The organism is Mesorhizobium sp. BH1-1-4, from assembly GCF_020165665.1.
Classification (GTDB): Bacteria; Pseudomonadota; Alphaproteobacteria; order Rhizobiales; family Rhizobiaceae; genus Mesorhizobium.
Window position 1 is genome coordinate 297,198 of record NZ_JAIUIN010000004.1, and the last position, 17,683, is coordinate 314,880.

Consider the following 17,683-nt stretch of genomic DNA (forward strand, 5'->3'; position numbering starts at 1 on the left):
CAATGGTCAGTGACCATCGACCGCTTCGCGCCCCAACTCGGCCATTCGAGATGGCGATGCTTTCTGCGAAAGCGGTCGATCGGCTTTAGTCTTGTTTGGTGTCGACGACACAATTGTCCGAGAGACCCGACGACCGCTCGGAAACACTACGCCCTGCGTCGCCTGCAGACCGATCGCATTGACCTGTATCAGGTTCACCGCCCGGGGCCGGACACCGACGTCGAGAAAACCTTTTCCATGGGCCAGTTGCCCGGCATTTCGTTTGAACACTGTTTAAGGCGCTCGATCATCCAACGGCCTGCGGGTCCCGGAGGTGCGGCGATTGGGTAGATGGCCGATATCGGCAGCTTGAGTCCCCCCCGTGGTATATCTTGGATCGAAAGTTCAACAAGCCGCCCCTCGGCGATGTCCTTCCCGACGACGTGGAGCGGCATGCCACCCCAACCGAGGCCGCTGATGAGAAAGGCGTGCTTGGCAAACAGGTCAGCCAAACGCCAGGTTGAAGGCGATATGACTGCGATCTCCCGCCCGGCCGAGAGATCGGATCGATCAGTGAGCACCAGTTGAACGTGTTGCGCCAGTTCATCCCGCGGAATGAGGCCACCATACCCCGCGAGCGGATGGCTTGCAGCCGCGACCATGACAAAGTCAACGCTGGTGACGCGCTCGGCCACAAGGCCAGAGGGCAGTACTGGCAAAGATCCAACGATGCCGAAGCTCGCGCGACCATCCAAGACGGGTTGCACCGCGCCGCCGAGGGCCTCGACCAGTAGCCGCAAAGGCGTGGCCGGGAATTGTCCGCGAAACTCGTGAGCGACCTCGGCAATCGCGGAGATCGGAAAGAAGACGTCGATCACCGCAGCCAGCTCCGCCTCCAGCCCGCCTGATATTCCCTTCGCGCGTGCCTTCATACCATCAACGCCGGAAACGACAGCCCGCGCGTCGGCAAGAAGGACACCACCTTCGGTCGTCAGGCGCGGATATCGAGCGCTGCGGTCGAAAAGCGTGACACCAAGCTGCGTTTCCAAGTTGGCCATGGTTTCGCTGACGGCGGACTGGGTTCGCCTGAGGCGCCGGGCTGCAGCAGAGAAGCTTCCTTCGTCAGCTGCGGCAACAAAAGTCCGCAACTGGTCAAGAGAAACACCATCAAGCACGTTGTGTCTTTCTATCGAATTAACCGATGGATTCCATGAAGATATGCAGGCTGCCCCTATTTATGCAGGCTGCGACCGGCACGTCAACGCTCGCCGATACAATCGTTGGCGGCAAAGCGAGCCGGCAAAACTGAAAATGCCCACGGGACGCTTCTACGTCTAAAACCATCGGCTATGCCGATGGATAGTATCGTAACATACCGGCTTTCCCGGCACGTACGCACATGGCATTTACGATCCTTAGACGCGATCAAGAACGAACCCTGAGCCTAACCGATTGGTGGTGCAACACATTCCGCCTCTGAAAGCCATGCAGGATGTCATCACGGGACCTCAACGTCCTTCTTGAGATGAAAATTGCGCTGTTGGAGCGAGATCACTGCGCGACAGCTCCGAGTTGAAACTCTGCAATGGAGGCCGGCAATGACTGTTACGAGTGCCCTGCCAGACCTGGCGGTGGAACATTTGATCGTTCCGCCTGTTCGCGATCTGGGTGATGGGTTCAAGGTTCGCCGTGCGCTCCCATCCCCACAGCGCCGCACGGTTGGTCCCTTCATTTTCCTCGATCATTTCGGACCAGTGGTGTTTCGAGAAGGGGCTGGCCTGAATGTTCGTCCCCATCCCCATATCGGCCTGTCGACCCTCACCTACCTGCTCGAAGGCGAAATGGTTCATCGAGACAGCATCGGGAGCGTTGAGACGGTCCGCCCCGGTGACGTGAACTGGATGACGGCGGGCAGCGGCATCGTCCACTCCGAGCGCTCACCCGCGAAGTTGCAGGCTCAAGGTGGAACGATGTTCGGCCAGCAAATCTGGGTCGCCTTGCCCAAGGCGCTCGAAGAAATGCAGCCGGGTTTCTCCAATCACGCCAACGGCACTCTGCCTAGGCTCCAGGCCGAGGGAGCCTCGCTCACCGTCGTTGCGGGCAGTGCGTTCGGAGAACGCTCGCCGGTGCCGGTCTATTCGGACCTGATGTATGTCGACGCTGTGCTCAAGCCTGGCGCGCGGTTGCAAGTGCCCACGGAGCATATTGAGCGGGCGGTGTTTGTCGTCTCTGGCGAGATTGAAATCGCCGGCCAGACAGGAAGATTCGGCGAAGCGCAGTTTGTCGTCTTCAAGCCTGGCGCGGAGATCATCGTGAGCACACGCGGCGGAGCGCATCTGATGCTGGTCGGCGGCGAACCTTTTCCCGAGCAGCGTCACATCTACTGGAACTTCGTTTCGAGCTCCAAGGACCGGATCGAGCAGGCCAAGGACGACTGGCGGCAGGGCCGCTTCCCCGAAGTCGCTGGCGAAACGGAGTTCATTCCGTTGCCGCCGGAGCCGCCGCGGGTCGAGTCTGCCGGCTCATGACCTCGCAAGGTGGCACGATGGAAATCGGTATCGACAAGTTTCGCCGCAATTTTTCTGGCATGCCTCGGGTAGAGCGCCGCAGCGCGGTGGACATCCAGAATGCATTCCGGGCGGCCAAGGTGGTCATGGCGGTGTCTGATACTGGATCAGTCCACAGTCATTGGCGAGAAACGGCTTGAGTTGGCAGTCGTGGTCGAGCGCGCGCCTCTTCAGTACTCATCTTAAAAATATCAATCGATCGGAGAAGTAAATGAAGCGCAGAGAGATACTTATTGCCGGCGCTGCAGCCGGCGCAGCGACATTGCTGACGACGCCGACGACAGCGGTAGCTGCCGCCGCCGCAGGCAGCACATCCAGTTCCAAAACCAAAGGAAATGACATGACATCAAACAAGTGGATGATTGACCCGAACGATGCTGTATTGCTGCTGATAGATCATCAGAGCGGCTTGTTCCAGTTGGTCCGTGATATGGAGTACAGGGAACTCCGCAACAACGTAACTGCTCTTGCGAAGGTAGCGAAGATCGCGAAGATCCCGACCGTTGTAACGGCATCGGTTCCCGAAGGTGCCAATGGTCCGACCATTCCCGAGATCCTTCAGAGCAACCCCGATGCGGTGTACGTTCCACGCAGCGGCCCCATCAACGCGTGGGATCACCGCCCCTTTGTCGAAGCCATCGAGAAGACCAAGCGGAAGACACTGCTGATCGCGGGCACTCTCACCAGCATTTGCATGGTGTTTCCTGCACTGAAAGCCCTCGAGGCTGGGTACAAAGTGTTCTGCATTGTGGATGCATCGGGCAATTGGTCGAAGATGGCGACCGACATATCCATTGCCCGGGTCACGCAGGCGGGCGCGATGCCGATTGACACATTCGCGGCGATTACAGAGGTGATGCACACTTGGGACCGCCCAGACGCGATGGATTTCGCCAAGGTCTTTGTCGACCACGTCGAACCGGCATATGGCGCGTTGTTTGAAAGCTATTACGCGGCACAGAAGGCCGCGAAATAGGTCTAGGCAAAAACTGGACCTGGGCCACCTGGCGACAGGTGGCTCCCCAGTCTTCACTTGGGGGAAGCTGCGGAAAAGCTAGATGCGAAACGGCAGCTATTCAGGGTTGCTCACCGCAAGCGGACGGTTCGCTTTCGGCCAGTTGCCGCCATTTCTGAACTCCCACACTTTGGCTTTTCCAGCGCTAAACTGGCCTTGGGCGATGAATGGAAACGGTCAGATGTTCCGGGTGTGTGCTCAAAAAGTCGCATAAATGGCAGACTGGAACGGCAACACCGACGTCGCTGTCTTGTAGTTTTGTCGGGCAGCATGGTAATTCGAAAGCTTGCACACTGTCTATCAAGGCGACGGTTTCGCGTCCCCGCCGAGTGCAGATCGCGAATACATTTGGCTTGACATCCACCTTTGCTTTATCCGGCATCTCCTCGCAGTAGCCTCAATGGACATTCGCTGCGTAACCCACCAGCTCGGCGTAGGCACGGGTGATTGCGTCGTCTACGCGTGCTTCAACCATCGGTCGAAACGGTGACCGATTTCCATAGCTCGATTTCTTGCTTCAGGCGCTCAATCCGATCCGACACGAATCCGAGGGCGTCGCTACCTAGCAGCAGTTGCGGCGGAGGGCTGTCCGATTCGACCAGACGCAGAACCGCCGCCGCGAGCTTGTTGGGATCGCCCAGTTGCCTGCCGCTCTTGGCCTGCCGGGCCTGCCGTATGGGATCGAACAGCGCGTCGTAGTCCGCAATCGACCGTCCGGTCCTGACCATCGATCGCCCGGCCCAGTCCGTCCGAAACGAGCCGGGGCACAAGGCCGTCACATGAACGCCGAACGGCGCCATCTCCGCACGCATGACCTCAGAAATCCCCTGAAGGGCGAATTTGCTTCCGCAATAATAGGCGATGCCGGGCATGGTGATCATGCCCCCCATCGATGTCACGTTGACGATGAAGCCGCCACGTCTTTCACGGAAGCGCGGCAGGAAAGCCTTGGCGACCGCGACCGCGCCGAAGACGTTCACGTCGAACTGGCGCCGCATCTCCTCGACAGGCGACTCCTCTAATATGCCCTCATGGCCGTAGCCGGCATTGTTGATGAGGACGTCGACGGGGCCATGATCGTCTTCGGCCTGCCGGACGATACCGGCGATGCGGTCGAATTCGGTCACGTCGCAGAGGACGGCGCGCATCCCCGGCAAGCGTTGGGCCATGTCTGCGCGCGCCTGCTCCGAGCGGACCGTGCCCAGGACCTTGTGGCCCTCGCAGCTGGCGGCGGCCGCGATTGCGAAACCGAAACCGGAATTTGCACCGGTGATGAAGAAAGTTTTGCGCTGCATGCTGGCCTGTCCTGTTGATCGATCGATGTCCTTGACCGATAATATTCAAGCAGGCGGGCATCCATCGCTGAAGCTCTGAATCTCTTGCCAAATCCTATGAGAGGGGAGAAATGCCGTCGAAACGTCGCGACCTCGTGGAACTGGCCGGTCATCATGCTCCCCGTCAGGGATACAACGCGACGCCGCTTCATGGCGTCCGCATTCTCAGGAGCGAGGCGGTCCTTCAAGACGTTCCCGTGCTCTACAAGCCGGGCGCGGCATTCGTTCTGCAGGGCCGCAAGCAGGGCGTGCTCGACGGCGAGATCTATCTCTACGACGAAGAGCACTACCTGGCGGTGTCGGTGCCGGTGCCGTTCCGGATGGAATCGGTGGCAAGTCCCGAGCGGCCGCTGCTCGCGGTGTATGTCGAGTTCGACATGCACATGGCCGCCGAGATCGCCTCGGACGTCGAGACGAGGCGCTCGGACACGCCCGCCAGCAGGATGAGAGGCCTGGTATCGAGCCGGATGGCCCCTGACATCGAGGATGTCGTGCTGCGCATGCTGCGGGCTCTATGCGATCCCGTCGAGCTTGCGGTTCTGGGAGCCGGCATCCTGCGCGAGCTGCATTATCGGGTGCTCGTCGGCCCGCAGGGCGGTGCGATGATCTCGGCCCTGCAGCAGCGGGGCAGGTCCGGCAGGATCGTGCAAAGCCTCGTCCGCCTGCGCGAGAGCTACGGCTCCGGTATCTCGGTCGGCGCGCTGGCAACCGAAGCGGGCATGAGCGTTCCTTCCTACCACGTCCATTTCAAAACCCTGACCGGAAGCACGCCGATACAATATCTGAAGGCGATGCGGCTCCACGAGGCGCGGCTGATGATCGCGCGCCAGGACAGGACGATTGCGGAAGTCGCGGCATCGGTCGGCTACGCCAGCCCTGCCCAGTTCAGCCGCGATTTCCGCCGGCACTTCCGGCGCACGGCTTCCGAGGAGGCCGAGTGGGTTCGCCGGCATCTCGGCGAGCTTGCCTGATCGTCTTGGCCGGCGGTGGCGGCGCGTCCGGCTTGCGGGCGCGCTGCCGGTCGTTCGTTTCCGCGCCGGCGAGATGGATCAGCCACTTTCGCCGACAATCCTGCCGAGATTCGCGAAGAACCGGCCGGCCAGTTTCTTCCGTAGCGTCTTTCGTTCTTTGAGAAGCGCACGTCGGACCCACTTTCCATTCCACTCTAGAACGGTGTGGTCAAGCCTCTGTCCAAGGCTGCCTAGTGGTATAGGAGGCAAATCAAGTATCTACAGCGAACATCCGGGCGTTCACTTGTTTCGACAGCTTTTGTTCTGTCCCCAACATGTTATCTATCGGAAACTAGAGAAGTCAGGCCATCTCTGGGCTACGCTCCAGAGCGAGCTTCCTTGCAGTTGATGCGACAAGGCCAGCACCATGTCCTCTCGGCCGAAACGACCGATGAGTTGTACTCCGACGGGAAGACCTTCATGCCTCCAAAGTGGCAGACTTGCGGCTGGCTGCCCTGAGGCGTTCACTACTGCCAAAAACGGAGTAAGCTCGCCAGCCTTGCGCCGGAAACCGCGAAAATCAGCCTCTTCGGTTGAAATGATCCCTAGCGTCGGTGGAAGGGTCGTAAGACTGGGGGAAAGAACAAGATCGTATCCGTCGATCATCGCGGCCATCATCCGGCCGGTAGCGTGCAGCCTATCGACGGCCGCGATATAGTCAGCTGCAGTAGTGCGTCTACCGATGAAGTAGCCGTCCAGAATAGCTGGCTCAAGCTCATCCGGTCTTGGATCGCGGCCTAACGCCGAAAGCTTTACACCGACGGAAAGTGCGACGTTAGAAGCCATGACGGTAATGATGGCATTGACGAAGGCATGATAGTCGAACTCCGGTGGGTCGATGGCGATGATCTCATGGCCAAACGACGCACAAAGCTCGGCCGATTTTCGTACGGCCTCCCGGCAAGGCTCGTCCACCGGCAGACCCCATGGATCCTCCCAGACGGCGATCCGTAGGGGGCGCTCTAAAGATAGGTCTAGACCCGCTTCGAAGCTGTTGCCGGGTGGAGCTGCGTAGGGCGCGCCGGTCTCCATTCCCGCGATGAGGTCGAGAGTGCGCGCCGTGTCGCGTACTGTACGAGTCAAGACGCCATCGCAGGCAAGTCCGCCCCAACCTTCGCCACGAAAAGGGCCAAGCGGAACGCGGCCGCGGGACGGCTTGAGGCCGAAAACGCCGCAGGACGATGCGGGAACGCGAATAGACCCACCGCCGTCGCTGCCATGCGCCACCGGGACAACGCCGGCCGCCACGGCGACGGCAGCTCCGCCGGACGATCCGCCGGACGAACGCGTCGGGTCGAAAGGATTGCGGGTGGGGCCGCCATTTCGGCGCGCCTCCGTCGTCGGCGCCATGCAAAGTTCAGGCACCGTAGAGCGCGCAAACGAGATGAAGCCCGCATCGCGGAACCGCTTTACGAGGGTCGCGTCGCTTTGGGCCTTCGTCGCCTCGAAGAGCGAAGACCCGATGCTGGTCGGCAAGTCCGTCGAGGGGAGGCCGGAATCCTTCAGGAGGAACGGCAGGCCACTGAATGTGCCGGCAATCACCTCATGGCGGAAAGCCTTCGCCAAAGCCCCCTCGTAATCCTTGTAGGAGAGCATGTTGGTGACGGCATCGACGCGTTCGGCCGCCTCTATCGCGATCCGCATCAGGTCCGGCGCGCTGACATCGCCATTGGCCAGAAGTGCGGCAAGAGCGATGCCGTCCCTGGACCGGTACTCTTCGAAATTCATGACATCTCCGTTTCAGGGGAAGCCGTCTTCCTTCGGGCAGCCTTCTAAGGGTGAAAAAAGATTACTTTTCGGACTTGCTCCAGGCCTCCGCGACCTGATGTCCCTGTGCGAACCACACACCGGGGAAGGTTTTTACCCACTGGATGAATTCTCTGAGCAGCGCGATGCGGGACGGCCGGCCGATGACCTGCGGGTGCATCGTCAGATTGAAGAGCCCGCCCCAGCGGTAGATTTCGTGGAACTCATCCTGCCATACCTTCAGAATATGGTCGTTAGTGACGATTGTGCGCGGCGCGCGCACGGAAAATAGCGCGAACGGCGCGTCATCCAGGCTCCAGTGAACCGGAAGCTCGATCGGACCTTCTGTCCCGTCATCGAGCCTATGCCGATAGGGGTTGATGGTGTCCATGAAGGAGCTGTCGTAGAAAAAGCCGTAACGCTTCAGGAGGCCGATCATATGCGGCGAGGTCTCCCAGGCCGGCGATCGATAACCGGTTGGAACGATCCCCACCGTCTTTTTTAGGGCCTCCAGGCCCTTGATGAGGATTTCCTCCTCCCGTTCCGGCTGGTCGGGGTCGACCCATTCATGCAGGTAACCGTGATGGCCGACTTCGTGGCCTCTGGCGACGATCATTTCCAGGCGGGCGGTGTGTCTTTCGGCAGTCCATCCGGGCACAAAGAAGCTTCCCCGCACACCGGCATCTTCCAGGGTTTCGAGGATCATCGGAACGCCGACCTTGGCGCCATAGACGCCTTGCGACAGCGTCCCCGGCCGGCGCGCATTATCGGCATCCCGCGATAGCCAGAGGGTTTCGGCATCGAAATCGAAGGAGAGCATGACTGCAACGCGATGGCCGTCGGGCCATTTGACAGGACCGAAATGTTCCATCTCTCTACTCCTCAGAATGTGCCTCGCGACGAGAGCCAGCCGCCGTCGACGGCAATGATCTGACCATTGACGAAGGACGCCTGATCGGAACCAAGGAAAGCGATCACTTCGGCCACCTCCGTAGGATCGCCGATCCGTCGCAACGGCGTTCCGGCGATCATCGCGCTGCGGTACTCGGCATCCTTGTCGATCTTGTCGCGGGTCATCGCGGTGAGGATGCAGCCGGGTGCGACGGCATTTACCCGGATCCCTTCCGGACCGAGTTCCGCGCTCAATTGCCGTGTCAACTGCGAGATGCCGCCCTTGCTGGCGGCGTAGGCGGTGGTGCCCACGCGCCCGACCTCGCCAAAAACGGATGCGAGGTTGACAATCGCGCCGCCGGGCCGGCGCAGCAACGGCAGCAGTTCCCGCGTCAGCCGGATGACGGAGCGTAGATTGGTGCTCAGGATCCGGTCCAGCAGGGCGTCATCGGTTTCGGCGATGCGTTTCGAGCCGCCGACGCCGGCGCAATTGACCAGGAGATCCAGTCCGCCGAGCACGCTGGCCGCATCGGCGATCCGCTTTGGTGCCGCCTCGTGGGCGAGATCGGCGGCGACAACGGTTACGGCAACGCCGCCGAGCTCGGATACGTCTCGGTCGACCGCCACGACGGAGGTGCCGCGCGCGATGAGCAGATCGAGTGTCGCGCGGCCGATGCCGCTGTTGGCGCCGGTAACGACAGCTGTCTTGCCCTCAAAGCTATGCAAGGCGACCTCCATCGACCGGCAGCGAAACGCCGGTCGTATAGGATGCGGCGTCGCTGGCTAGATAGAGCACGGCCTGAGTCACCTCGTTCGCCTCCCCGAAACGTTTCATCGGATGAAGATCCTGATACATCTGCCGGCGCATTTCCGCTTCTGCTCCGGCCGCCGCGAAGTTCTGCTCCAGCATCGGCGACGAGATCGAGCCGGGGCAGACGGAATTGACGCGTATGCCTTCCTCGGCGAGCGATAACGCAAGGCTGCGGGTAAGCAGCGCCACGGCTCCCTTGGTCGTCGAATAGGCACCGAGCGCACGCGAACCGGTCAGGCCGGCTGTCGAGCCATAGGTCACAATACATCCCTTGCGATGCCGCAGCGCGGCCAGGGTGAGCTGCACGGCAAGCAATGTGCCGCGCACATTGAGCGACAGCATCTGGTCGAACTCTTCCGGATCGACTTCCAGGAGCGGCTTGCCGCTGCCAAGGGTCCCGCCGGCGGTCACCAGTACGTCTATACCCGACGCCAGATCCATGCCGTCCCAGGCTTGCCGCATGTCGGAAACGGACGTGAGGTCGCAGCGGACCGCAATGGCCGATCTGCCGATCGCGGTGCTGAGTTCGCCAAGCCTCGCCTCGTCGCGATCGACAAGGTAGAGGCGCCCTGCGCCTTCGCGGGCAAATGCCTGCGACAGATCGGCGCCGAGACTGCCGGCCGCGCCGGTGATCAGCACCGTTTTCCCGGCAAACCGCCTCACGATTGTCCTTTCCCGAGATAAAATTCGCGCAGTTCCTCGACCTTGAGATCGGGACCATTCTTGCGCGAATAGGCGAAACGGCCTTCACGTAGGATATGCACCTCGTCGGCGAGTTCGAGCGCCATCGAGACATTCTGTTCGACGAGAAGCATGGTCAGGCCGCGCGCTCTCAGCTTGCGGATGATGTCGGAAATCTCGCCTACCACCTTCGGTGCGAGCGCTGCCGAAGGTTCGTCGAGCAGCAGCATGCTCGGCCGTGCCATCAATGCGCGACCCAGCGACAGCATCTGCCGCTCGCCACCGGACAGAAGTCCGGCCGGTGCCTTGTAACGGGCCTTGAGGCGGGGAAATTCGGCATAGACCATCTCGACGTCTTCGGCGATGCCGGGCTTATCCTTGCGCCGGTGATAGGCGCCGACGGTGATATTCTCATGCACGCTCAGGCCGCCGAGGACTTCCTTGCCCTGGGGCACGAGACATAAGCCCGCCGCTGCCATGGCATGGGCGCCCTTGCCGTCGATCCGCTTGCCGTCGAGCAGGATTTCTCCGCTCGTCGGCTTCACGAGGCCGGTGAGCGTTTTGAGCGCCGTCGACTTGCCTGTCCCGTTGCTGCCAAGAATCGCACTCAGCCCGCCCTTGGGTACGGTGAAGTCGAGACCGTAAAGGATTTGAACTTTGCCGTATCCGGCATCGATACTTTTGCACTCAAGCATGGGAAGACCGCCCCAATCCGATATAAGCTTCGATGACCTTGGGGTCCTGAACGACGACGTCCGGCTTGCCGTCTGCAACTTTTTGTCCGTAATCGAGGACGACAACCCTGTCGCAAACTGATTGAACGACGCGCATGACGTGCTCGACAAGCAGGATCGTGACGCCGAATTCGTCGCGCATGCGGCCGATCATCTCGATGAGCCGATCGACGTTGATCGGCGAAAGGCCGGCTGCCGGTTCATCCAGAATGAAGATACGCGGGTTCGTGGCGAGGCCGCGCGCCAGTTCGACCATGCGCTGCTGACCGATCGAAAGATCGGTGGCGAGCTTCTGGGCGTACTTCTCCATCTCGAACAAGGCCAGCATGTCGCGCGCCTTGCAAGCCGCCTTTTCGTGCCAGGCCATAGCATTGCGACGGTTCAGGAAGGATGACATATATCCGGGGCCAGATTGCTCCTGCAGCGCCAACACGATGTTCCGCTCAACCGTCAGGCTCTGGAACAGCCTGATCATCTGGAAGGTGCGGACCACCCCGTGTCTTGCAACGACATGCGGTGCGGCGCCGGTAAAATCCTTGCCGTCGATCAGCACGCGACCGCTGGTCGGCGCAAGAACGCCGGTCAAAAGATTGACCACGGTCGATTTGCCCGAGCCGTTTGGACCGATCAGACCGACGATCTCGCCTTCGTTGACGGAAAAGTCGAACGCATTCAGCGCCACTATCCCCTGGAAGTTCTTGGTGAGTGCTTCAGCCGTGATCATCGGAGACATGTTTTTCTGTTCGCCCGTCATTTTGCTCTCCAACGAGAGAACTTGCCCGCGAGCCCCTGCGGAGCAAACATCGTGACCAGGATCAGCACGCCGCCGTAAAAGATGTGCTTGTAGTCGGCAAGGATCGAAAGCAGCTCCGGCAGTGCGGTCAGCAGCACTGCACCGAGAATTGGACCCCAGAAACCTCCGCGGCCGCCAAGAACGACCATGGCCACGATCGATGCCGAAGCGAGAACGGTATAATCGTCAGGCGTCACGCCGCGTATGTGATAAGCCAGAAGGACGCCCGCGCCGCCCGCGAACGCCGACGATATTGCCAATGCGACAAGTTTGACGACCTTTGTATTGATGCCGATCGTCCGCGCCAGGGTCTCGTCGTCGCGGATCGCCTGCAAGGCATTTCCTAAGCGCGATAGCGTGAGAAAGCGGATCGCGATCAGGCAGATCACGGCAATCGCCAGGACCAGGTAGAAATATGACGATAGCGTGGTGAAGCCTGCGACTGGTTCGACTTCGATCCCATATTGTCCGCCGGTGAAATCGGTCCACTGCGACAGGACGAGATAGACGATGGTCTGGAATGCGATTGTCATGATCGCCAGGAAATGTCCTTGTGCCCGCAGGAGCGGCAGGCCGAGCAGGAAGCCGAACAGGCCTGCGACGATCATTCCGAGCGGCAGATTGACCCAGAACGTGGTTCCGAAGTCCCGGCCGAGGATGGCAGCGGTATAGGCCCCAATTCCAAGGAAGGCGGCATGGGCGAAGGAAAAGAGGCCCGTCCAGCCCATGACAATGTCGAGGCTGCTGGCCAGGATGACGTAGATGCACACGACGATGGCGATATTAATCGCGTATCCGCCGCCGAACACCGACGATACGATGGCAAGCGTCGCCGCAGCGGCGAGAATGGGAAAAATCGTACGCACGTCAGGACCGATCCATCTTCACGCCGAAGAGGCCTTGCGGACGTATGGTCAGGACGCCCATCACGAAGATGAAGCCGACGATGTCGCGCAGTCCATTGCCGAGATAGCCGGTGACGAGGGATTCGACGATGCCCAAAGCGAGGCCCGCGATGATCGCACCCTCGATGCTCCCCATGCCGGCCAGAACCACGATCACGAAGGCTTTCATGACGATCAGGCTGCCGGCATTTGGCTGAACCGTGAAGACAGTCGCCATAAGCGCGCCGGCCAGTCCGGCAAGAGCCGTGCCGATGGCAAAGGTCACCACGCCGACACGACGGACATCGATGCCGCAAATCCGTGCCACGGTCGCATTCTCCGACATGGCCCGAAGCGACAGGCCGACCCATGTGTATTTCAGCACCACAAGCAGGGCGATTACCGTGACGGCTGCGAATGCCACGATCGCAAGACGCTCGCTGGTCAGGAAGATGTCGCCGATCTGAATGGCGCCACGTGGCAGGCCGCTCCTGGCAAGCATCGGTTCCGGTCCGGCAATCTTGAGAACGACGTTCTGCAGCAGGATCGACAGCCCGAAAGACGCGATAATGACGTTTGTCGGATCCTTCTTGGCGATCGGCATGAAGATAGCGCGCTCGACGAACCAGCCCAACATCCCCATCGCAACGATAACGAGCATGATCGAGGGCAGGGGGCCGATGCCCAGGACCTGGGTACCGACCACGGCCACGTAGCCGCCGAGCATATAGAATTCGCCATGGGCGAAGTTGACGATTTTAAGGATACCAAAGATGAGCGTCAGGCCGAGCGCGACGAGTACATAGCTCGATCCCACGACAACTCCGTTGGCCAGGAATTGCTGGAAAAGTATCAAAGGTGGAAATCCCTGTCCGGGCGTGAATGAAAGAAGCGGCTCCAGGGGGCGGAATCTCGCCTCGCGAAGCCGTCACTGCTGCTCAGTCGAAGGGAAGCCATTCGCGCTTGCCATTCTTGACAATTGCAAGGCCCACCTTGAACTCGACGCTGCCCTTGTCGTCGAACTTTGCCGTCGTCCCGTCCGGTCCCTGGGTCAGCGGGAAGTCCGTCATTTTGAGCAATTGCTTTTGCATCGCGGCACCGTCCGGCTTGCCTGCGCGGCGCGCCGCCTCGATAAGAAGGCCCATGGAATCGAAGCCGATGGCGCTGTAGACGTCAGGCTCTTTGTTGTAGGCGGCCCGGAATTCCTTGGCGAATTCTGCGCCATGCCTGTTCGGCGTGCTGGGTTCGAACATCGAAGATACGGCGAAGCCTTCCGACGCCGGACCGGCAAGTTCGATCAACTTGTCGCTCATCATCGAACCCGATCCGACGATTTGCGTCTGAACGCCGAGCTCGTCGGCCTGCTTGATGATCTGGGCGCCTGAATCCATCAGGCCGGCGATATAAACGGCCGAGGGCGACTGGGCGCGAACGTTGGTCAACGATGAATAGAAATCCTTGTCGCCCGGATTGTATGCCTCCAAGGCAACGATCTTGCCGCCGATAGCCTCAAAGTTCGACTTGAATTCGTCGGCCAGCGATTTGCCGTAAATGGAGTTTTCGTAGAGCACCGCCACCGTCTTCGCATTCAGCTTGTTGAGCGTGTCGGAGGCGGTCTGCTTGGCCTGGGTCCTGCTGCCGGGAAAGGCGCGGAAGAACCATGGGTCTTGGGCTGTATTGGCATCGGTTACGGCCGAAGAGGTCGAACCGGCCGAGATCATCGGTACCTTGTATTCCTTGGCGACCTTGCTTTCAGCCGCAGCGACGGCACTAACATAGGTGCCGCTGATGCCGACGACGCCGTCCTGCTCGATGAGCTTGCGGACCGCGGTTACACCCTTGGTCGGGTTGCCTTCGTCGTCCTCGATGAACACCTTGACGTCCTGATCGAAGACGCCGCCTTTCTGATTTGCCTGCTTGACGGCAAACTCGATGCCTTCGCGGATCGATGTGCCGGCAAGCGAAGCCGGGCCGGACAGCGGTAGTGAAACGCCCAGATTCAGCTGTTCTGCAAACGCTGCGGATATCGCGACGGACGAGATCATTACGGAAAGTCCAGCGGCAGCAGCCGCCTTTGCACAGATAGCCATGTTCACCTCTTTTGTCGGTTGCCGCAATTTTTTATATTGTAATGCGATATGATTTATCTTATTATGGTATTGTTGGACCGTCAAGCGGCGATCCTGTGGAGGGGTACACTCGGTGAGCGACGACGATTCATTGTTCGTGAAATCGCTGGGCAAAGCATTTCAGCTGCTCGAGGTGTTCGAGAAGAGTGGCGACGGCGGACGCCTGACACACAAGGAAATGAAACGGCTAACCGGGCTGGATGCCAGCACGATCCAGCGCATGTCCCATACGCTGGTCAAACTCGGATATCTCGAGCGCGGGCAGAACCGCACCTACGCCCTGGGCAAAAAGTTTCTGCATTTCACCTTCGAGTATCTGCGCCATTCGCAGACAATCCAGCGCGCCAGCCCGATCCTCATGGATCTTCAGAACGAAACGGGGGAGCGTGTCGACCTCAGTCTCTTCGAGAATGTTGAAATCGTTTATGCGCTTCGCCGGCAATCGAAGCGTGAGACCTTCTTCGCTACACTGACTGGTCGACGCGTTCCGTCGTTTGCCGCGTCCGGCGGGCGGGCGGTGATGTCCCATCTGCCGCGCGATGTCGTAGAAGACATTATCGACAGATCGGCTCTCGTCCCGCAGTCGCCGAAGACGGTCACGTCGCGAAGCGAGATCCTTGCGGAGATCGATAAAGCCCGCGAACTTGGTTATGCATTATGCGTAGAGCAGATGCTGATCGGCGAAATCGTGCTTGCATCGGCGATTTTCGACGAACGCAACGCGCCGATTGGCGCGGTGCATATCGCCGGTTCGCTGTCGGACTGGAATGCCGACTCTTTCTGTCGCAAACATGCGCCGTTGGCTATTTCGGCCGCGCGGATGATTTCGAACCGGTCCTGATCCCGGTGGTGTGTGCGGGCGGCGGCGTCAGAACGTCGCCGGCGTATTGATCCAGATCAGGGTTGTCTGACCGTCGGAGAGATTGCGCCAGGAATGCGGTCTCTTGCTCTCGAAATAGAAACTGTCTCCGGTGCGCAGTTCAAAGAACTGGTCGCCGTCGAGCACGACCTGCAGCTTTCCCGCCAGCACGAAGATGAATTCTTCTCCCTCGTGACGATAGGAGCCTTCGCTGGAGGCGCCAGGCGCAAGGTCGAAACGATGACATTCCATCTGCCGCCGACCCGGGACGAGCGCATGGATGGTGACGCCTGACGAGGTCGTCGGCCACGTCGCCCATTCGCCGCTCCGCACCAACGATGCGCTTTCTTCCTGCCCCTGCTGCCCGCTGAGATCGGCGACCGTCGTCCCGAGGTGTTTTGCGACATCGTGCAGCGCCGTGATAGAGATTCCCTGCGACGTCCGCTCGAAAGTCGACAGCTGCGACAAGGAGGTCCCCGTCGCACGCGCTACTGTTTCCAAGGTCTGCCGGGCCTGCCGTCGCAGGCTCCTGACCTTCATCCCGATCGGCATGTCGTCGCCAGCTGCATTGCCCTGCAAGGCGAGGCGTGATTCCGGCTCGTCCTTCAGCCCTTCTTTGATGGCTGCCGGATTGAGACCTTTTTCGCTTCGCATCCAGGCAATCGTCTGCAGCCGCTCGATGAGCTCGGCATCATAGAGTCGCTGCCCCGAGGGCGTGCGGATCGGTTCGACCAGCCCCTGCTGTTCCCACAGCCTGAGTGTCGAGGGGGAAACGCCGGCGCTGCGCGCCGCTTCGGCAATTTTCAGAGGATTCTTTTGCATATCCCGTGGGCAGGTTCGGCCAAGTGAAATTTTTCTAGCGGGCATAAGACGCATCTTGCAAGCCTACAGAAAAAATGTAGATATTTTTTTGACTCGGACGTTTTCGTCTCCTCAACAACCAGTCTTCCGCTTTTAAGGGATTGCTTCATGCACAATGTCGAACTTGCAGACCGCCGCTGCGACGCCATTTCGCGCGGCGTCGGTGTCACCACGCAGGTCTATGCGAAGCGCGCCGAAAATGCGGAGATCTGGGATGTCGAAGGCCGCCGCTATATTGATTTCGCCGCCGGCATCGCTGTGGTCAACACGGGACATCGGCACCCCAAGGTCATCGCTGCGGTCAAGGACCAGCTCGACCATTTCACTCATACCTGCCATCAAGTGGTTCCCTACGAGAATTATGTGCGCCTGGCAGAGCGGCTGAACAAAGCCGTTCCGGGCAACTTCAAGAAGAAGACCGTGTTCGTCACGACAGGTGCGGAAGCTGTGGAAAATGCGATCAAGATCGCCCGCGCCGCGACCAACCGATCGGCGATCGTCGCCTTCACTGGCGCCTTCCACGGCCGCACGTTCATGGGCATGGCGCTGACCGGCAAAGTGGTCCCCTACAAAGTCGGTTTCGGCGCTATGCTGCCGGATGTCTATCATGTGCCTTTCCCGGTCGAACTGCATGGCTACACGGCCGATGTTTCGCTCACCGCGCTCGACAAGCTGTTCAAGGCGGATGTCGATCCCAATCGTGTGGCGGCATTTATCGTCGAACCCGTTCAGGGCGAGGGCGGCTTTTACGAGGTGCCGAAGGCGTTCATGCAGAAGCTGCGCGAGATTGCCGACAAGCACGGCATCCTGCTGATCGCCGATGAGGTGCAGACCGGCTTCTCGCGCACGGGCAAACTGTTTGCCATGGAACATCATGGCGTGGTGGCAGACATCACCACCATGGCCAAGGGGCTTGGCGGCGGCTTCCCCATCGCAGCCGTGACCGGCCGCGCCGAGCTGATGGACGCTCCGGGGCCGGGCGGGCTGGGCGGCACCTATGGCGGCAATCCGATCGGCGTCGCCGCCGCCAATGCCGTTCTCGACGTGATCGAGGAAGAGGGCCTCAACGACCGGGCGACGTTGCTTGGCAACCGGCTGAAGCAGCGCCTGCAGTCGCTTGCCGACGCCGTGCCGCAGATCGCAGACATTCGCGGGCCGGGTTTCATGAACGCCGTCGAATTCAACGTGCCAGGCGGCAAAATGCCAAATGCCGAGTTCACCAACAAGGTGCGCGAAAAGGCGCTAGCCCAGGGGCTTATCCTGCTCACCTGCGGCGTTTATGGCAACGTCATCCGTTTCCTCGCGCCGCTGACCATCCGGGATGGGGTGTTTTCCGAAGCGCTCGACATCCTGGAGCAAACCTTGCGTGAATGCGCCAAGGAGGCGTGA

18 protein-coding genes and 1 pseudogene are annotated in these 17,683 nt (G+C 60.3%); 7 read left to right on the top strand and 12 right to left on the bottom strand.

Features of this window, described 5'->3' with window-relative positions:
• Nucleotides 1-9: 9 nt before the first annotated feature.
• Nucleotides 10-198: pseudogene (locus LB569_RS32025) on the top strand (hypothetical protein); the annotation flags it as partial.
• Here LB569_RS32025 and LB569_RS10310 read toward each other — a convergent pair.
• Nucleotides 195-1,154, bottom strand: coding sequence for a LysR family transcriptional regulator (locus LB569_RS10310; RefSeq protein WP_224692133.1), 960 nt, complete (start codon nucleotides 1,152-1,154; stop codon nucleotides 195-197). The pseudogene LB569_RS32025 and the gene LB569_RS10310 sit on opposite strands and share 4 nt — an antisense overlap.
• A gap of 423 nt (nucleotides 1,155-1,577) precedes the next feature.
• On the opposite strand from LB569_RS10310, the gene LB569_RS10315 reads away from it, so the two are divergent.
• From LB569_RS10315 to LB569_RS10325, 3 genes are all read left to right on the top strand, one after another.
• The gene (locus LB569_RS10315; protein ID WP_224692134.1) at nucleotides 1,578-2,507 is read left to right on the top strand and encodes a pirin family protein; all 930 of its coding nucleotides are present in this window, start codon (nucleotides 1,578-1,580) and stop codon (nucleotides 2,505-2,507) included.
• Nucleotides 2,508-2,524: 17 nt separating this feature from the next.
• Nucleotides 2,525-2,686 carry a hypothetical protein gene (locus LB569_RS10320; protein ID WP_224692135.1) on the top strand — a complete coding sequence of 54 codons (162 nt, stop codon included), beginning with the start codon at nucleotides 2,525-2,527 and terminating at the stop codon, nucleotides 2,684-2,686.
• A 71-nt stretch (nucleotides 2,687-2,757) separates the two neighbouring features.
• Complete coding sequence (locus LB569_RS10325; protein WP_224692136.1) at nucleotides 2,758-3,522, top strand: isochorismatase family protein; 765 nt, start codon at nucleotides 2,758-2,760, stop codon at nucleotides 3,520-3,522.
• A 506-nt stretch (nucleotides 3,523-4,028) separates the two neighbouring features.
• Here LB569_RS10325 and LB569_RS10330 read toward each other — a convergent pair.
• Nucleotides 4,029-4,856 (bottom strand): oxidoreductase, encoded by an 828-nt coding sequence (locus LB569_RS10330; protein WP_224692137.1) that lies wholly within the window; start codon nucleotides 4,854-4,856, stop codon nucleotides 4,029-4,031.
• A 110-nt stretch (nucleotides 4,857-4,966) separates the two neighbouring features.
• On the opposite strand from LB569_RS10330, the gene LB569_RS10335 reads away from it, so the two are divergent.
• Nucleotides 4,967-5,866 carry an AraC family transcriptional regulator gene (locus LB569_RS10335; protein WP_318013104.1) on the top strand — a complete coding sequence of 300 codons (900 nt, stop codon included), beginning with the start codon at nucleotides 4,967-4,969 and terminating at the stop codon, nucleotides 5,864-5,866.
• Nucleotides 5,867-6,187: 321 nt separating this feature from the next.
• Here the strand turns inward: LB569_RS10335 and LB569_RS10340 are convergent, their stop codons facing one another.
• The 9 genes from LB569_RS10340 to LB569_RS10380 all read right to left on the bottom strand — a co-directional run bounded on the left by LB569_RS10340 (nucleotide 6,188) and on the right by LB569_RS10380 (nucleotide 14,688).
• On the bottom strand, nucleotides 6,188-7,633 hold the full coding sequence (locus LB569_RS10340) for an amidase (RefSeq protein ID WP_224692138.1): 1,446 nt from the start codon (nucleotides 7,631-7,633) through the stop codon (nucleotides 6,188-6,190).
• A 61-nt stretch (nucleotides 7,634-7,694) separates the two neighbouring features.
• A complete protein-coding gene (locus LB569_RS10345; protein ID WP_224692139.1) occupies nucleotides 7,695-8,522 on the bottom strand; it encodes a polysaccharide deacetylase family protein in 828 nt (275 codons plus the stop codon).
• Nucleotides 8,523-8,533: 11 nt separating this feature from the next.
• Nucleotides 8,534-9,268 carry an SDR family NAD(P)-dependent oxidoreductase gene (locus LB569_RS10350; protein WP_224692140.1) on the bottom strand — a complete coding sequence of 245 codons (735 nt, stop codon included), beginning with the start codon at nucleotides 9,266-9,268 and terminating at the stop codon, nucleotides 8,534-8,536.
• Nucleotides 9,261-10,016 carry an SDR family NAD(P)-dependent oxidoreductase gene (locus LB569_RS10355; RefSeq protein WP_224692141.1) on the bottom strand — a complete coding sequence of 252 codons (756 nt, stop codon included), beginning with the start codon at nucleotides 10,014-10,016 and terminating at the stop codon, nucleotides 9,261-9,263. Before LB569_RS10355 ends, LB569_RS10350 begins: the two co-directional genes overlap by 8 nt.
• The gene (locus tag LB569_RS10360; RefSeq protein ID WP_224692142.1) at nucleotides 10,013-10,729 is read right to left on the bottom strand and encodes an ABC transporter ATP-binding protein; all 717 of its coding nucleotides are present in this window, start codon (nucleotides 10,727-10,729) and stop codon (nucleotides 10,013-10,015) included. The genes LB569_RS10355 and LB569_RS10360 overlap by 4 nt, the downstream gene beginning before the upstream one ends.
• Nucleotides 10,722-11,522: an ABC transporter ATP-binding protein gene (locus LB569_RS10365; protein ID WP_224692143.1), complete on the bottom strand. Its 801-nt coding sequence runs from the start codon at nucleotides 11,520-11,522 to the stop codon at nucleotides 10,722-10,724. The genes LB569_RS10360 and LB569_RS10365 overlap by 8 nt, the downstream gene beginning before the upstream one ends.
• Nucleotides 11,519-12,370, bottom strand: coding sequence for a branched-chain amino acid ABC transporter permease (locus LB569_RS10370; RefSeq protein ID WP_224692144.1), 852 nt, complete (start codon nucleotides 12,368-12,370; stop codon nucleotides 11,519-11,521). The genes LB569_RS10365 and LB569_RS10370 overlap by 4 nt, the downstream gene beginning before the upstream one ends.
• A 58-nt stretch (nucleotides 12,371-12,428) precedes the next feature.
• The gene (locus tag LB569_RS10375) at nucleotides 12,429-13,301 is read right to left on the bottom strand and encodes a branched-chain amino acid ABC transporter permease (RefSeq protein WP_224692145.1); all 873 of its coding nucleotides are present in this window, start codon (nucleotides 13,299-13,301) and stop codon (nucleotides 12,429-12,431) included.
• Nucleotides 13,302-13,383: 82 nt separating this feature from the next.
• Nucleotides 13,384-14,688, bottom strand: a complete 1,305-nt coding sequence (locus LB569_RS10380) for an ABC transporter substrate-binding protein (protein ID WP_224692146.1) — start codon at nucleotides 14,686-14,688, stop codon at nucleotides 13,384-13,386.
• On the opposite strand from LB569_RS10380, the gene LB569_RS10385 reads away from it, so the two are divergent.
• Nucleotides 14,648-15,415 (top strand): IclR family transcriptional regulator, encoded by a 768-nt coding sequence (locus LB569_RS10385; RefSeq protein WP_224692147.1) that lies wholly within the window; start codon nucleotides 14,648-14,650, stop codon nucleotides 15,413-15,415. The two genes, LB569_RS10380 and LB569_RS10385, sit on opposite strands and share 41 nt — an antisense overlap.
• A gap of 27 nt (nucleotides 15,416-15,442) precedes the next feature.
• Here the strand turns inward: LB569_RS10385 and LB569_RS10390 are convergent, their stop codons facing one another.
• A complete protein-coding gene (locus LB569_RS10390; RefSeq protein ID WP_224692306.1) occupies nucleotides 15,443-16,255 on the bottom strand; it encodes a cupin domain-containing protein in 813 nt (270 codons plus the stop codon).
• A 147-nt stretch (nucleotides 16,256-16,402) separates the two neighbouring features.
• Between LB569_RS10390 and LB569_RS10395 the strand changes: the two genes are divergently transcribed.
• Nucleotides 16,403-17,683: a 4-aminobutyrate--2-oxoglutarate transaminase gene (locus LB569_RS10395; RefSeq protein WP_224692148.1), complete on the top strand. Its 1,281-nt coding sequence runs from the start codon at nucleotides 16,403-16,405 to the stop codon at nucleotides 17,681-17,683.

Bases quoted from the DNA above. Each gene is read 5' to 3' on its own strand.
- LB569_RS10390 (WP_224692306.1), bottom strand. From the start codon at position 16,255: ATGCAAAAGAATCCTCTGAAAATTGCCGAAGCGGCGCGCAGCGCCGGC.
- LB569_RS10340 (WP_224692138.1), bottom strand. From the start codon at position 7,633: ATGAATTTCGAAGAGTACCGGTCCAGGGACGGCATCGCTCTTGCCGCA.
- LB569_RS10330 (WP_224692137.1), bottom strand. From the start codon at position 4,856: ATGCAGCGCAAAACTTTCTTCATCACCGGTGCAAATTCCGGTTTCGGT.
- LB569_RS10395 (WP_224692148.1), top strand. From the start codon at position 16,403: ATGCACAATGTCGAACTTGCAGACCGCCGCTGCGACGCCATTTCGCGC.
- LB569_RS10325 (WP_224692136.1), top strand. From the start codon at position 2,758: ATGAAGCGCAGAGAGATACTTATTGCCGGCGCTGCAGCCGGCGCAGCG.
- LB569_RS10360 (WP_224692142.1), bottom strand. From the start codon at position 10,729: ATGCTTGAGTGCAAAAGTATCGATGCCGGATACGGCAAAGTTCAAATC.
- LB569_RS10345 (WP_224692139.1), bottom strand. From the start codon at position 8,522: ATGGAACATTTCGGTCCTGTCAAATGGCCCGACGGCCATCGCGTTGCA.
- LB569_RS10320 (WP_224692135.1), top strand. From the start codon at position 2,525: ATGGAAATCGGTATCGACAAGTTTCGCCGCAATTTTTCTGGCATGCCT.
- LB569_RS10365 (WP_224692143.1), bottom strand. From the start codon at position 11,522: ATGACGGGCGAACAGAAAAACATGTCTCCGATGATCACGGCTGAAGCA.
- LB569_RS10335 (WP_318013104.1), top strand. From the start codon at position 4,967: ATGCCGTCGAAACGTCGCGACCTCGTGGAACTGGCCGGTCATCATGCT.
- LB569_RS10315 (WP_224692134.1), top strand. From the start codon at position 1,578: ATGACTGTTACGAGTGCCCTGCCAGACCTGGCGGTGGAACATTTGATC.